Source organism: Caloramator proteoclasticus DSM 10124 (assembly GCF_900129265.1).
GTDB lineage: Bacteria > Bacillota > Clostridia > Clostridiales > Caloramatoraceae > Thermobrachium > Thermobrachium proteoclasticum.
In genome coordinates this window covers 1-15356 of the sequence record NZ_FQVG01000060.1, presented here as the reverse complement: position 1 = coordinate 15356, position 15356 = coordinate 1, and the positions used below count along the sequence as shown (strand labels likewise).

Sequence of the window (15356 nt, the reverse complement as noted above, 5' to 3'; positions counted from 1 at the left end):
CTTTTAACCCCTTGATTTTTTCTCCAAGATGGTATACCTTAGAGAAGTAGGTGAGCATTTGTTTTAAATAACGCTTGTTCATCTCAAAACATCCTTTCTATTGGGTTTGTAGCAAAATTCATTATAGAAAGGATGTTTTCATTTTTAAACCCTAAATTTTTTCCAGTAAAAATCGGAATTTACATATTTCAATTATTATTCATCTAAACCATTACATATCAAGGGGCTACGCCCTATTTATTTTTTAATCTGCGAAACTTCTGTCTTATTTATATTATGAATAGATTGTATTTCTTATTCAATATTTATCTTAAGTAACTCTTCCTTTATATCATCAAGTATTCCGCCATCATAGGCAGCTTTAGCCTGTCTTATTGCGTTTTTAAAGGCCTTTGCATTTGAGCTTCCATGGGCCTTTATAACCAGACCATCAACACCAAGCAGTATCGCCCCTCCATATTCTGTATAGTCAAATTTCCTTTTAAAATTTTTAAATACAGGTTTTAAAAGAAGTCCTCCTATCTTACTTCTTAAAGTTGACATTATTTCCTTTTTCAAAATTTCAAATATGGTACCTGCTACTCCTTCATATACCTTTAAAATCATATTTCCTGTAAATCCATCGCACACAACAACTTGAACATCGCCATTTGGTATATCTCTTCCTTCTATATTACCTACAAATCCATTTATTCTATTTTTTATAAGTTCAAAGCTTTGTTTTGTCAATTCATTACCCTTTTCTTCCTCTGAACCTATATTTGCAAGTGCTATCTTTGGAGTATTAATTCCCAAAACCTTATTTACATACACTTCTCCCATCATAGCAAATTGTAGTAAATTGTTAGGTTTACAATCTGCGTTTGCTCCAGCATCAACAATTACAAATGGGCCATTTTTACCTGGCAATACCGGAGTCAAAGCAGCTCTATCGATTCCTTTTATCCTTCCTAATAGGAATATACCTCCTGCTAAAATAGCACCTGTACTTCCAGCAGATATAAGTGCGTCAGCTTTTCCTTCCTTTAATAATTTAAAGGCAATAACTAATGATGAATCTTTTTTCCTTCTTATAGCCATAGTTGGTGATTCGTTATTCTCAATAATATCTGTAGCATTAACAATTTCAATATTTAATCCAGTAGTATCATACTTTTTTATTTCATTTTTTACTTCCTCTTCTCTACCTACTAAAATAATATCTAAATTAAATTCCTTTGCAGCTTCAACTGCACCCTTTACTATCTCCTGTGGAGCATTATCTCCACCCATTGCATCTATTACAACTCTCATTGTATCCCTCCTTACTTTGTTAATTTTTAGTATACTATTTTTTCAAATTAATTCAAGATAGTTGTAAAAATTACTAAAATTTTTATTTTAACATAGTCTAATAATAAAGCAATGAAATAATTTTATTTGGAACAAATTTTTTATATAAAAAAAGAAAGTCTACAAGAGACTTTCTTATTTCTCAACAACTACTCTATTTTTGTAGTAACCACAATTTCCACACACTCTATGTGCAAGTTTCATTTCATGGCATTGTGGGCACTCAACCATTCCTGGCATAGCTAATTTCCAAGTTTGTGCTCTTCTCATATCTCTTCTTGACTTTGAATGTCTTCTGGCTGGATTACCCATAGTTACACCTCCTTAATCTCGGTTAAAAAAATTTTTTAATTTTTCTAGTCGTGGATCAATAATTTGTGTATCACAACTACAAGTTGATTTATTTAAATTTGTGCCACAAACTGGGCACAATCCTTTACAGGATTCACTACAAAGAGTTTTTAAAGGTACATTTAGAAATATATTATCCTCTATTAATTTTGTTATATCAATTTTGTTGTCATTGATTGTATAACCTAATTCATCCTGTGACTTGTTAAACTCTTCTTCAAAATCAATATTTAAATCCTTAACCACTTCATCAAGGCACCTTGAGCAAACAGTTTTAACCTTAGCAAAAATGTTACCTTTAAAAAAAATACCATCCTCATTTTTATTTAAAGTACCTTCTATATGTATAGGCCCTTCAAATGAATACTCATTGTTATTAAAATCCAATGTTTTTAGATTGAAATCTTCACTAACTATTTTACTTTCAGATTTACCTGTAAGTAAATCCTGTACATCAATCTTCATAAACTCACCTCAATCAAAGTGCCACAATTAATTATATAAGCTGTATTTTGAAAAGTCAAGGCTTAAATTATGATATGGGAAGAAAAATATGTTTATTTTTCTTCCCATAATTTTATTATAATCCTCTTACTATTTCAACAGTATCACGAGCTATCATTAATTCTTCGTTAGTTGGTATTACAAACACCTTAACCCTTGAATCTTCTGTTGAAATTTCTTGTATCTTTCCTCTTACCTTATTCTTTTCTGCATCAACTTTAATTCCAAGATATTCCATATTCTTGCATACTTCAAATCTTGTTTCTGGTGAATTTTCGCCAAGTCCAGCAGTAAATACTAATACATCAAGTCCGCCCATAGCTGCAGTATAAGCACCTATATATTTTTTTACTTTATAGTGGAATACATCAAGTGCTAATTGAGCTCTTTCATTTCCATCAAAAGCTGCGTTTTCAATATCTCTAAAGTCACTGCTTACACCTGAAATTCCAAGTACACCTGATTTTTTATTCATTATATTGTTTACTTCTTCATAGCTTAAATTTTCTTCCTTTTGTAGGAAAGTTACTATAGCTGGGTCAATATCTCCACATCTTGTTCCCATTGCAAGACCTTCAAGTGGAGTGAATCCCATACTTGTATCAACTGATTTTCCACCATCTATTGCCGCAACGCTTGCACCATTTCCTAAGTGACAAGTAATTATCTTTAAGTCCTTAATATCCTTACCAACTTGTTCTGCTGCAACCTTTGATACATACTTGTGGGATGTTCCATGGAATCCATATCTTCTTATTCCATGCTTTTCATATAATTCATATGGTAGTGCATACATATATGCATGCTTTGGCATTGTTTGATGGAATGCAGTATCAAAAACAGCAACCATTGGAGTTTGTGGCATTAAATCCTTACATGCATTAATTCCTATAATGTTTGGTGGGTTATGTAATGGTGCAAGGTGTGTACATTCTTCAAGAACCTTCATAACATCCTCTGTAATTAGAACTGATCCTGAATATTTTTCACCACCATGAACTACTCTATGACCTACAGCTGAAATTTCATTCATATCTTTAATTACACCATAGTTTTCATCTAAAAGAGCATCAAGAACTACCTTAATAGCATCCTTATGATCCTTCATTGGCTTTTCAACAACAATTTTATCCATTCCTTCTGGTTGATGCTTAAGTTGTGAGCCTTCTATACCTATTCTTTCAACAAGGCCCTTTGCCATTACCTTTTCATTTTCCATATTAATTAATTGATACTTTAAAGATGAACTTCCACAGTTGATTACTAATACCTTCATTAGTTTATCCCCTTTCCTTATTTTATAGATTGATTCCTTGTGCTTGAACTGCTGTTATAGCAACAACATTTACTATATCTTCAATGCTGCATCCTCTTGATAAGTCATTTACAGGTGCAGCAAATCCTTGGCATATTGGTCCTATTGCTTCAGCATTAGCTAATCTTTGAACAAGCTTATATCCTATATTACCAGCTTGTAAATCAGGGAATACTAAAACATTAGCTTTACCTGCAACTGTACTATTTGGAGCCTTTAATTCAGCAACCTTTGGTACTATTGCAGCATCTAATTGTAATTCTCCATCTATCATTAAGTGTGGTGCCTTTTCCTTTGCTATTTCAGTAGCCTTAACAACCTTATCTACAAGTTCATGCTTTGCACTCCCCTTAGTTGAGAAGGATAACATAGCAATTCTTGGTTCAATTCCACACAATACTTTTCCAGTGTTTGCTGTAGCTATTGCAATTGAAGCAAGTTCCTCTGCTGTTGGATTTGGATTAACAGCACAATCTGCAAATAACATCAATCCATCTTCACCATATTGCTTGTTTGGTATTTCCATAACAAAGCAGCTTGAAACTATTGACATACCTGGTGCTGTCTTTATTATTTGAAGAGCTGGTCTTAAAAGGTCCCCTGTTGAGTGAATAGCACCTGAAACAAGACCATCTGCATCCTTCATCTTTACCATCATTGTACCAAAGTATATTTCATCCTTAATTATCTCTCTTGCTTGTTCTATTGTTACTCCCTTACTCTTTCTTAATTCATAAAATTTTTCTGCATATGTATCAAATTTTTCTGATGAAACTGGGTCAATTATTTCTACACCCTCTATGTTTGCTCCAACTTCCTTTGCTGTTGCTTCAATTTCTTCTCTTTTACCTATTAAAACAACCTCAGCTAGACCTTCTCTTTTAATTATTTCAGCAGCCTTTACAGTTCTTTTTTCATTTCCTTCTGGTAAAACTATTCTTTTCTTGTCTTGTCTTGCTTTTTCCCATATAGTTTGCATTATTGACATAATCATACCCCTTTCTTTTTATATTATTACGCATTGTAAAACTATTTATCAATGCGTGACAAATAATCTTTTTATAAATATAATATAGATATCATATTATTAGGAGGTATTATTAATGAATGTTACAGGAATAATTGTAGAATACAATCCACTACATAATGGTCATATTTATCATATAAATAAAACAAAGGAAATAACAAAGTGCGATGCACTAATTGCCGTTATGAGTGGTTCTTTTGTACAGCGTGGCGAGCCTGCCTTTGTTGATAAATGGTCAAGAACAAAGATGGCCCTATATGCTGGTGTAGATTTAGTAATAGAACTTCCTGTAATATACTCAAAATCAAGTGCAGAAGGCTTTGCCTTTGGTGCTATAGCAACCTTAGATTCAACTAAAATCGTTAATAACGTATGTTTTGGTAGTGAATGTGGAGATATATCTCTACTCTATAAAATTGCAGAAGTTTTAGTCTATGAACCCTATGAATATAAACAATATTTAAAAGATTACCTTAAATTAGGGATATCATTTCCTTCTGCCAGGTTAAAAAGTCTCAACAATTATATAATATATCACAATTTGTTAAATGTAAATGATATTAATGTAGAAAATATACTAAAAAACTCAAATAATATACTGGGAATCGAATATATAAAGTCAATCTTGAAATTAAACTCAAATTTAAAGCCCTTTACAATAAAAAGAGTCGTAAATAAATATAATCAAGAGAACTTAACAGGAAATATATCCAGTGCAACCTCTATAAGAAAAAATATAAACAATCAAGAAGTTTTAAATTCTATGCCTGAATTCTGCTACAAAATAATTAAAGAAGAAATAAAAAATAATAATGCCCCCATAAGCTTAAAAAGCTTCGAGGACTTAATTTATTATTTAATAAGAACAAAATCACCAAATGAACTTAAAAATATAATAGATGTATCAGAGGGATTAGAATTTAAACTAAAACAGGCTGCAGAAAATACATATGACATATTTAAGCTTATAGAATATGTAAAGTCTAAGAGATATACACAAACAAGAATTCAACGTATACTAATAAATATATTATTAAACCATACAAACGATATACTTTATAAAGTAAATAGAAGACCTGAATACATAAGAATTTTAGGTTTTAATAATAAAGGTCGTGAACTTATCAAAATGATGAAAAAGCAATCTTCTATTCCAATAATATCAAACCCTAAAAGGGATGATTATGAATTATTAAAATTAGATATTGATTCATCTGACATCTATGCACTTGCACTAAAGGGCAATAAAAAACTATCTAAAGGTGATTTAAAAACAAGCCCTATCTACTGGCAGCTATAAAATCTAATTCCTTTATTAACCCCTCTATTTCATTTATAGCTGCCTGTCTTCCCTTTTCTATAGTCTCCTCTGCATGTTCAAAACCAATAGGATCTACATCGTCAATATCAACCCTTATAAGCTTATCTGCCTCCTGCTTTTTAAGTTCAAATAATTCCTTCTCCATTAAATCTATGGATTCATAAAGAACGTGAAATATACTTTTGCAATTTGATGTCTTTAGATTAAATCCAACATCTACACCTATTACATAGTCAACACCATAATTTTTCAATATTTTAGCCGGGACTCTTTCTAATACACCTCCATCCACCAAAAGCATATTATCCTTATAAACCGGAATAAAAACACCGGGTATAGATATACTTGCTCTAATTGCTTCATAAATTTTCCCCTCTTCGAATACAACAAGTCTTTTACTTTTTAAATCAGTAGCAACAACAAAAAATTTTTTATTTAAGTCCTTAAATTCCTTATCCTTAGTTAATAATTTCATTATTTCGCATATTCTTTCACCTTTTATAAAACCTAATCTTGGTACTGATACATCAATATAGGTCTTTTTATTAAGGTTTTTACAAAGAGATGCTGCATATTTAAAATCAAAACCACTACAATATAATGCACCAATCACTGAACCTATACTGCTTCCTGATACCGCGTCTGCTATTATTCCGTATTTTTCTAATACTTCTATTACTCCAATATGTGCAAGTCCCCTTGATGCTCCAGAACCTAATGCTAATCCTATTTTTAGATTTTTATACATATACCATCCCCGCCAATCATAAATATTAAATAAAAAAGAGTTCTGAGGTGGCTATGGAAAAAATATTTTTTATACTAATTGCACTATCATTTATATTATTATTTATAAAAAAATATAATAATGCAGGATTAAAATTAATGATTTTTGTAATTTTAATTTTAATAATCTTAAACCCAAATGTATCTTTAAATTCTGCAAAGGATGGATTAAATTTATTTTTGTATACAGTCTTCCCTTCTCTTTTTCCATTTTTCATTATAAATGATTTACTTATGTCAGTTGGAATTGCAGAAAACATTGCTATTATTTTCAATAAGCCTATAAATAGCATATTTAAAACATCAGGATATGGTGCATATGCCTTTATAATTAGCATTTTTTCAGGCTATCCTGCAGGAGCAAAGGTAGTTAAAGAGCTTATTGAGGCAAAAAAAATATCCCCTAAAGAAGGGGAAAGAATACTTACCTTTAGCAGCACATCAGGCCCTTTGTTTATAATAGGTGCCGTAGGTGCTGGTATGTTAAAGAGTAATCTATTAGGATATATTTTATATGCATCTCATATAATAGCTTCTGTATTGAACGGCATTATATGTAATCTGTTCTCTAAAAGAGAAAAAAGGGATTATATATATGAACATAAAAATACTATTTTAAATTTAAACAATTCAATCAAAAACTCCCTAATAACTATGGGATTTATATCTGGATATATTATATTTTTTTCAGTAATAATTAACCTGTTGGATACAATTAGTTTTTTTAATATAATATCTGTTATATTATCAAAATTATTTAATGTTAATAGTTTTAGCCTTTCGATTTTCATTAAATCACTTTTTGAAATATCTAACGGCTGTAAACTTATAGTTTCATCAAGTATTTCTAATAAACTGTTGGTAATCAGCTTTATTTTATCCTTTAGTGGAATTTCAATACTTTATCAAGTAAAGGGCGTTCTTTATGGTTGTAATGTTAGTTTTAAAAAATATATACTGTCAAAAATTAATCACGGCATATTATCTTCAATAGTTTGCTATTTTATATGTAAAATAACAAATATTAATACAATTAAATTTAATTACCAAATTAATATAAATCATTTGTTTGTATATTCAGCTATTTCATTATTAATTCTCATTTTAATTTTAAATACTTTTTACTATTTATGTAATAAAAAAACTACCGACTGACTGTAAATTTTTCCTTTATATCATCTATAATTTCATCTGGAACTAATCCCTTTAAGCATCCACCATACATTGCTACCTGTTTAACTGAGGATGAGCTTAAATAGGAATATTGGCTGCTTGTCATCATAAACAATGTTTCAATGTTTTCATCTAATTTATTATTCATAAGAGCCATTTGAAACTCGTATTCAAAATCAGAAACAGCACGAAGACCTTTTATTATTATTTTTGATTCCTTTTTTCTCATAAAATCTATTAATAGACCTTTGAAACTTTCGACTTCCACATTTTCTAAATCTTTTGTAACTCTCTTTATTAATTCAACCCTCTCATTTACATTAAACAGAGGGTTTTTTTTCTCTGGATTTTCTAATACAGCAACTATTACCCTATCAAAAATTTTAGATGCCCTTTGTATTATATCAAGATGCCCATTTGTGATAGGATCAAAGCTGCCTGGATATACAACTACCTTTGACATTTTATTCCTCCTTACTCCAAAAGGCTATCGCAGTTCGTCCGTATTTTTCTACCCTTACTTTTTTAATATTGCCAATTATATCTGGTAGGACATCATTTACATCCTGTTCAGATACAATAACACCATTATCATCTAATAAACCCTTTTCGTAAATGGACTTAATAGACTTTTCTACTAATCCCTTACTATATGGGGGATCTAAGAATATCAAATCAAATTTCTCACCGCGTTTTGCTAAAATCTCTACCGCCGCAAAGGCATCCTGTCTATAGTGTTGGCAATAATCTTCAAACTTAAGATTTTTTATATTATCAACTAAATAATTATAGGCTTCTTTGTTTTGTTCAATAAAAATGCACTTTTTAGCCCCTCTACTTATTGCCTCTAATCCTAAATTTCCACTACCTGCAAACAAATCAAGTACATTTTCATAGCTATAATGATAATCTAATATATTAAACATTGATTCCTTTACTCTATCTGATGTAGGTCTTGTATTTAATCCATCTGGTGCTTTAATAATCCTTCCTCTTGCAATACCTGTTATTATCCTCATATAATGCCCTCCTTGTATAAGCCTTTAAATATTTTAACACATATTGCAAAAAAGTAAAATGCAAACCATTGAGGCAATAAAAAAGAACCCCGAAGGGTTCTTTTTTATTAATAGTTTCCTTGTGCATGCATTGCATCTGCAACCTTTATAAATCCAGCAATATTTGCACCTGCTACAAGATTATATCCAAATCCATAGTCTTCTGATGCCTTAACAACATTGTTATATATATTTACCATTATTTGGTGTAATTTTTGGTCTACTTCTTCAGCTGTCCAAGACATTCTCATGCTGTTTTGTGACATTTCAAGTGCTGATGTTGCAACACCACCTGCATTAGCAGCCTTTGCTGGTCCAACAACTACTCCATTTTCTAAGAAATATTGTATAGCTTCATTTGTACAAGGCATATTAGCACCTTCACAAACATACTTAACACCATTAGCAACAATTTGCTTAGCATGTTCTAAATGTATATCGTTTTGAGTTGCACAAGGCATTACTATATCAACCTTTACACCCCATGGTTTTTCTCCTGGGAAGAATTGAACTCCAAACTTATCAGCATAATCTTGTACTCTATCTCTTCCTGAGTTTCTCATTTCTAATAGATAATCAATCTTTTCTCCTACAACTCCATCTGGATCGTATATATATCCGTCTGGTCCTGATAGAGTAACAACCTTACCACCCAAATCAGCAACCTTCTTACAAGCACCCCATGCAACATTACCAAATCCTGAAACAGCAACTGTCTTACCTTCAAATGTTTCTCCATCGTGTTTTAGCATTTCTTGACAGAAATATGTAACTCCATATCCTGTTGCTTCTGGTCTTATTAAGCTACCGCCATATGATAGTCCTTTTCCTGTTAATACACCATTTTCAAAGGCACCTCTAATTCTTCTATAATGGCCATATAAATAACCTATTTCTCTTGCACCAACTCCAATATCTCCTGCAGGAACATCAACGTCTGGTCCTATATGTCTGTATAGCTCTGTCATAAAGCTTTGACAGAATCTCATTATTTCAGCATCAGATTTTCCTCTTGGGTCAAAATCTGAACCACCTTTTCCACCGCCTATTGGTAGACCTGTTAATGAATTCTTTAATATTTGCTCAAATCCTAAGAATTTAATTACACTTAATGTAACTGATGGATGGAATCTTAATCCTCCCTTATATGGTCCAATTGCACCATTAAATTGAACTCTAAATCCTCTATTTACATGTAGATTTCCTTGGTCATCAACCCATGGCACTTTAAACATTATTTGTCTTTCTGGTTCACAAAATCTTTCTAATAGGTTTTCTTCAATATATTCTGGGTGTTTTTCCAAAACAGGTATTAGTGAAGGAAGAACTTCTTCAACTGCTTGTAAAAATTCAGGCTCATGAGGATTTCTCTTCTTTACATTTTCAATTACATGTGCTACATAGTCAGCAGGTGACATTTTTACTTTAACCATTTAAATACCCCCTCTTGCTTTCGCAATCTTCTAATAATATTATGCATTATTTCCTTCATTTTATCAAGTCAAAAAAAATGATTTTTTCATTATTTTTTAAATTCATATTCTTTTAATTACGTTTTTCTTTATTTTTTGAATTATTTTAATTTTTGTTAATAATTTCGTTGTTACATACAAAAGAAAAGGGACCTTATTAAAAGGCCCCTTTTCTTTTGTATTGTTATTTACCTGCTAAGTTTCTTTCGTAAGCTTCTACCATCTTCTTAACCATGTAGCCACCTACTGAACCACAATCTCTTGATGTCATATTTCCCCAATATCCTGATGTTGGAACTTGAACTCCTATTTCATTTGCAACCTCATACTTAAACTGTTGTAATGCTGCCTTAGCTTCAGGTACTATTGTTCTGTTTTTCATTTTAATGCACCTCCTGTTTGTTTTCTATTATTAATTTAACCCATTTTGAGTTTTTTACTCTGGTAATTAGAGATGACTATTAACGGAGGTGCTATTTTTGTTAGTTAAACGTAGCTGTATCAATTTTTTCTTTAAATAGAAAATTTATTTTATTTTTTAAAGGTATAAATTCTTCATTATCAATTATATTTTCTTCGATTATTTTTTTAGCTAAATCCTTTGTAGTTTTTAAAATCTCAATATCTTTTAAAATATCTGCTATCTTTAAATCCGGCAAACCATGTTGTCTTAAACCAAAAAGCTCCCCTGTTCCTCTTAATTCTAAATCCTTTTCTGATATAACAAATCCATCATTTGTTTTAGTCATAATGTTCAATCTCTCAATTGATTCTTTATTAGTCGCATCGGATATTAATATGCAGTAGGACTTTAAATTACCTCTTCCAACCCTTCCTCTTAATTGATGTAGCTGTGCAAGTCCAAATCTCTCGGCATTCTCTACTACCATAACAGTTGCATTAGGAACATTAACTCCTACTTCTACAACAGTAGTGGACACTAAAACCTTTATTTTCCCATCTTTATAATTTTGCATTATGAATTCTTTTTCTTCATTTGACATTTTTCCGTGCAATATAGCCGCCATATTTGTATTTCCATTAAATATATTATTTACAAGATATTCGTATGCCTCCTCTGCAGAAATTGCTTCTATCTTTTCAGATTCCTCAACTAATGGACACACAATATATGCTTGCTTACCTTCCTCTACCTCTTTTTTTATAAAATTATATACTCTCTCCCTCATTGTGCTTCTAACAAAGTAAGTATCTATCTTCTGCCTTCCCTTTGGAAGTTCATTTATTATAGATATATCCATATCACCATATAAAAAGAGAGCAAGAGTTCTTGGTATAGGTGTTGCAGTCATAACCAAAACGTGGGGATTATGTCCCTTTGAAATAAGTGATGACCTTTGTCTTACACCAAATCTATGCTGCTCATCTGTAACAACCAATGCCAAGTTTTTAAATTCAACATTTTCTTGTAGTAGTGCATGTGTGCCTATAATTATATCAATTTCCCCATTTAAAAGGGCTTCTAATATTTTTTCCTTTTGTTTTTTAGAGGTACTTCCCGTTATCAGTTCTATATTTAATCCAAATCTATCTAAAAGAGATTTAACAGAATGATAGTGCTGTTCTGCTAAAATTTCAGTAGGTGCCAGCATAGCCGCTTGATATCCTGCCATTGCACAATTAAACATTGCAATTGCTGCAATAACAGTTTTACCTGAACCTACATCACCCTGAACTAATCTATTCATAGGTTTGTTCTTCTTCATATCAAGTAAAATTTCTCTAACTGCTCTTGATTGTGCATTAGTAAGTTCAAAGGGCAGAGCCTCCTTTAAATCCTTTAATTTATCCGATAATTGTATAGGATATGCAGTTAAGTCTGAGCTTATACTTTTTTTAAAATATTGTAATCCAAGTTGTAATATAAAAAGTTCTTCAAACTTCAACCTATAAATACTTTTATCTAACATATATTTACTCTCAGGGAAATGTATGTTTTCTATAGCTGTATAAATATCTAATAGTTTATAATCTCTTAAAAGCTTTTGAGGTAATATCTCCTGAACTACATCTTCTTTTTTATCTAAAGCATTTTTTATAATTTTTCTTAAATTCTTTTGAGTCATATATTTATTTAATGGATATAGAGGTAAAATATTTTCACCAACTTCTAAACTTTCCTGATAGTTTTTTTCATACTTAGGATCTACTATCTGTAGTTCTGCATATCTTCTATTTATTTTTCCATAAAGTAATACTTTTTCGCCAACTTTAAACGTTTTCTTCATATAAGGTTGATTAAACCATATACCTGTAATATATCCTGTATCATCTTTAAAAACAACAGAAGTAAGTCTTTTCCCAGACTGTGTTTTTTTTGTACCATTAATTAGAGCAACCTCAACTATCAAGGTTGCTATTTCCCCATCCTTTAAATCCTTAATTTTTTTTATACTTTGTCTGTCCTCATAATCTCTTGGAAAATAATAAATAGCATCTTCAACTGTTTTAATTCCAAGCAAATTTAAATAATGTGCATTTTTTTCTCCAACACCCTTTAAGTATCTTATATCCATATTGTCACGTCCTTTTTATTTTTAAACGCCATGAACTTTTAATCCATGGCGTTTATAATAATTATTCTACAGATATTAAATAATAATAAAGTGGTTGTCCACCATAATATATAGTAACATCTAAATTCTTATACTTTTCTTCTAATTTACCTTGTAAAACCTCTGCATCTTCTTCAGTTATTCCATTACCATAGAACACTGTTATCAATTGGCTATTCTCATCTACCAATGTATCTATTAACTTTAATGTAATTTCTTCAAGGTCTTCAGAAGCTTCTATTAATTTGCCATTGGCAATTGCAATCTTATTACCCTCTTTAACTTCTACATCATTAAATACGGTATCTCTAACAGCAAATGTTACTTGACCTGTTTTTACAGTTTTTATAACTTCACACAATGCTTCAAAGTTTTCATCTGGACTTGCATCATAGTCAAAGGATACAAGTGCAGTAACTCCTTGAGGTATGCTCTTAGTTGGTACAACATAAACATTTTTGTTTGATAGATCTCTTGCCTGCTCAGCAGCTAATATTATATTACTATTGTTAGGTAAAACAAAAATGTTTTTAGCATTAATACTATTAATTGCTGATAAAATATCCTGTGTACTTGGATTCATTGTTTGGCCGCCTTCAATTACAAAATCAGCTCCTAAATCCTTAAATATGTTTGTTATCCCCTCCCCCATTGCAACAGTTACAATTCCATATTCCTTCTCTTCCTGCTTAGCTTCACTTTTTACTTCTATCTTTTCTTCTTCATCCACAATATGTCTATGTTGTTCCTTCATATTATCTATTTTTATCTTCATAAGTTCTCCAACTTTTAATGCCTCTTCAAGAACAATTCCAGGATTATTAGTATGGATGTGTACCTTTATTAATTCTTCTGTACCAACTACAACCATTGAATCTCCAAGATGCTCTATCTTATTCTTAAATTTATCAGGGTCTGCTCCCTTTGTTTTAATAAAGAACTCTGTACAATAGGCAAACTTAATATCCTCTGTATTAAATACATCTTGAACAATAACTTTTTCTTCTTTCTTTGTTTCAAAGTCCTTTTTAATCTCTTCAACTTTACCCTCTATTATGTATTTTAACATTCCTTTATAAATTACTAAAAGTCCCATACCACCTGCATCAACAACATTTGCCTGTTTTAATACAGGTAGTATTTCTGGAGTTTTATTTAAAGATTGCTCTGCTGCCTTACAAACTTGAGTTAAAAATTCTTCAAAGTCTGACGTATGCTTTGCAATTTCAATTGCTTTATCTGCTGATTCTCTTGATACTGTTAATATGGTACCTTCAGTTGGTTTCATAACTGCCTTATAGGCAGTTGCTACTCCCTCCTTTAAAGCAAGTGCAAAATCCTTAGTAGATACTTTTTCTTTATCCTTTAAAAATTTAGCAAATCCCCTTATAAGCTGTGACAAAATAACACCGGAGTTACCTCTTGCCCCCATTAATGTTCCCATAGAAGCTGCATCAACAACTGCCTTTATATTCTCATTTGTAACCTTATTAAGTTCTGTTACTGCTGACATCATAGTAGCTGACATATTAGTTCCAGTATCACCATCTGGAACAGGGAAAACGTTAAGTGCATTAACCATTTCTTTGTTTCTTTCAAGCTCATATGCACCATTTATAATCATATTTTTTAAGCTATGTCCATCAATAACATTAATCTTCAAAGTCAGTACCTCCTAACATTACACTCTTATTCCTTGAATATTTACAGTGATCTTTTTTACATCTATTCCTGTTAAAGCTTCAATTGTATACTTAACCTTTTGCATTATGTTATCAGCAATTACTGATATCTTTGTTCCATATTCAACTATGATGTAAAGATTAACTATAATTCCATCGTCTTCAGATATTATTTTAACACCTTTACTTAGATTTTCTCTTTTTAGTAATTCCCAAAATCCATCACTTGCTCTCTTTGATGCCATTCCAACAACTCCATAACACTCCATTGTAGCTGCACCAGCTATGTTTGCTAAAACTTCATCAGAGTATTCTATAAAACCAAATTCATTATTTACTTTAACAGCCATTTTTAAACCTCCCAAAACTTCTTATTCTATTTATTAATTGTATATTAAATACATTTTTTATTCAAGATATATAATATAAAAACAGAGATTTCGCATCTAATTTCCAGTAAAGCTTTTTTCTTTATAGGAAATTAGATTTTTTCTATTTTATTGAAATTTTGGAAGGGAAAAAGGCCGTAGGCCATGTATATAGATACACCTTCCCCCTCCCCATCATAATGAAAAGCTGTATTTCCAATTTTATTATCGACTATGCGGTGTTAAAAATTGGATTAATCCAATTCATAATTATCAACATTTCATCTTTCAAATCTTCTATTATATTTATCTGCAAAAGCCTTTTTTCTCTGAATCCTCGAATGTTTCTAAAAAAGTATAATTGGGTTAAGTTAAAGGCTATTATCATGAA

General features: G+C 30.9%; 15 protein-coding genes. 2 read left to right on the top strand and 13 right to left on the bottom strand.

Going from position 1 to position 15356, the window contains the following annotated elements; genetic code table 11:
• Window positions 1-294: 294 nt before the first annotated feature.
• The 5 genes from plsX to pta all read right to left on the bottom strand — a co-directional run bounded on the left by plsX (window position 295) and on the right by pta (window position 4490).
• Window positions 295-1293, bottom strand: a complete 999-nt coding sequence (plsX, locus tag BUB63_RS11410) for a phosphate acyltransferase PlsX (protein WP_027307438.1) — start codon at window positions 1291-1293, stop codon at window positions 295-297.
• A 174-nt stretch (window positions 1294-1467) separates the two neighbouring features.
• The gene (gene rpmF, locus BUB63_RS11405) at window positions 1468-1644 is read right to left on the bottom strand and encodes a 50S ribosomal protein L32 (RefSeq protein ID WP_027307437.1); all 177 of its coding nucleotides are present in this window, start codon (window positions 1642-1644) and stop codon (window positions 1468-1470) included.
• A 12-nt stretch (window positions 1645-1656) separates the two neighbouring features.
• Entirely contained in the window at window positions 1657-2148 is a 492-nt protein-coding gene (locus BUB63_RS11400; protein ID WP_073249885.1) for a YceD family protein, read from the bottom strand.
• Between the two features lie 115 nt (window positions 2149-2263).
• Entirely contained in the window at window positions 2264-3463 is a 1200-nt protein-coding gene (locus tag BUB63_RS11395) for an acetate/propionate family kinase (RefSeq protein WP_027307435.1), read from the bottom strand.
• Between the two features lie 22 nt (window positions 3464-3485).
• Complete coding sequence (pta, locus tag BUB63_RS11390) at window positions 3486-4490, bottom strand: phosphate acetyltransferase (protein ID WP_073249883.1); 1005 nt, start codon at window positions 4488-4490, stop codon at window positions 3486-3488.
• Window positions 4491-4605: 115 nt separating this feature from the next.
• Between pta and BUB63_RS11385 the strand changes: the two genes are divergently transcribed.
• Window positions 4606-5829, top strand: coding sequence for a nucleotidyltransferase (locus BUB63_RS11385; protein WP_073249881.1), 1224 nt, complete (start codon window positions 4606-4608; stop codon window positions 5827-5829).
• Here BUB63_RS11385 and BUB63_RS11380 read toward each other — a convergent pair.
• Window positions 5810-6598, bottom strand: a complete 789-nt coding sequence (locus BUB63_RS11380; RefSeq protein WP_073249879.1) for a patatin-like phospholipase family protein — start codon at window positions 6596-6598, stop codon at window positions 5810-5812. The genes BUB63_RS11385 and BUB63_RS11380 overlap by 20 nt on opposite strands.
• Window positions 6599-6651: 53 nt before the next feature.
• On the opposite strand from BUB63_RS11380, the gene BUB63_RS11375 reads away from it, so the two are divergent.
• Entirely contained in the window at window positions 6652-7791 is a 1140-nt protein-coding gene (locus tag BUB63_RS11375) for a hypothetical protein (protein ID WP_073249877.1), read from the top strand.
• On the opposite strand, the gene coaD is transcribed toward BUB63_RS11375, so the two are convergent.
• The 7 genes from coaD to BUB63_RS11340 form a co-directional block, all read right to left on the bottom strand.
• Window positions 7781-8272 (bottom strand): pantetheine-phosphate adenylyltransferase, encoded by a 492-nt coding sequence (coaD, locus tag BUB63_RS11370; protein ID WP_027307430.1) that lies wholly within the window; start codon window positions 8270-8272, stop codon window positions 7781-7783. The genes BUB63_RS11375 and coaD overlap by 11 nt on opposite strands.
• Before the next feature lies 1 nt (window position 8273).
• Entirely contained in the window at window positions 8274-8828 is a 555-nt protein-coding gene (gene rsmD, locus BUB63_RS11365; protein WP_073249875.1) for a 16S rRNA (guanine(966)-N(2))-methyltransferase RsmD, read from the bottom strand.
• A 107-nt stretch (window positions 8829-8935) separates the two neighbouring features.
• A complete protein-coding gene (gene gdhA / locus BUB63_RS11360; protein WP_073249873.1) occupies window positions 8936-10300 on the bottom strand; it encodes an NADP-specific glutamate dehydrogenase in 1365 nt (454 codons plus the stop codon).
• Between the two features lie 223 nt (window positions 10301-10523).
• Window positions 10524-10721 (bottom strand): alpha/beta-type small acid-soluble spore protein, encoded by a 198-nt coding sequence (locus BUB63_RS11355; protein ID WP_035165585.1) that lies wholly within the window; start codon window positions 10719-10721, stop codon window positions 10524-10526.
• A 100-nt stretch (window positions 10722-10821) separates the two neighbouring features.
• Window positions 10822-12876 (bottom strand): ATP-dependent DNA helicase RecG, encoded by a 2055-nt coding sequence (gene recG / locus BUB63_RS11350; protein WP_073249871.1) that lies wholly within the window; start codon window positions 12874-12876, stop codon window positions 10822-10824.
• 61 nt (window positions 12877-12937) lie between these two features.
• Window positions 12938-14539, bottom strand: coding sequence for a DAK2 domain-containing protein (locus BUB63_RS11345; protein ID WP_143290282.1), 1602 nt, complete (start codon window positions 14537-14539; stop codon window positions 12938-12940).
• Between the two features lie 57 nt (window positions 14540-14596).
• On the bottom strand, window positions 14597-14947 hold the full coding sequence (locus BUB63_RS11340) for an Asp23/Gls24 family envelope stress response protein (RefSeq protein ID WP_027307424.1): 351 nt from the start codon (window positions 14945-14947) through the stop codon (window positions 14597-14599).
• Window positions 14948-15356 lie beyond the last annotated feature (409 nt).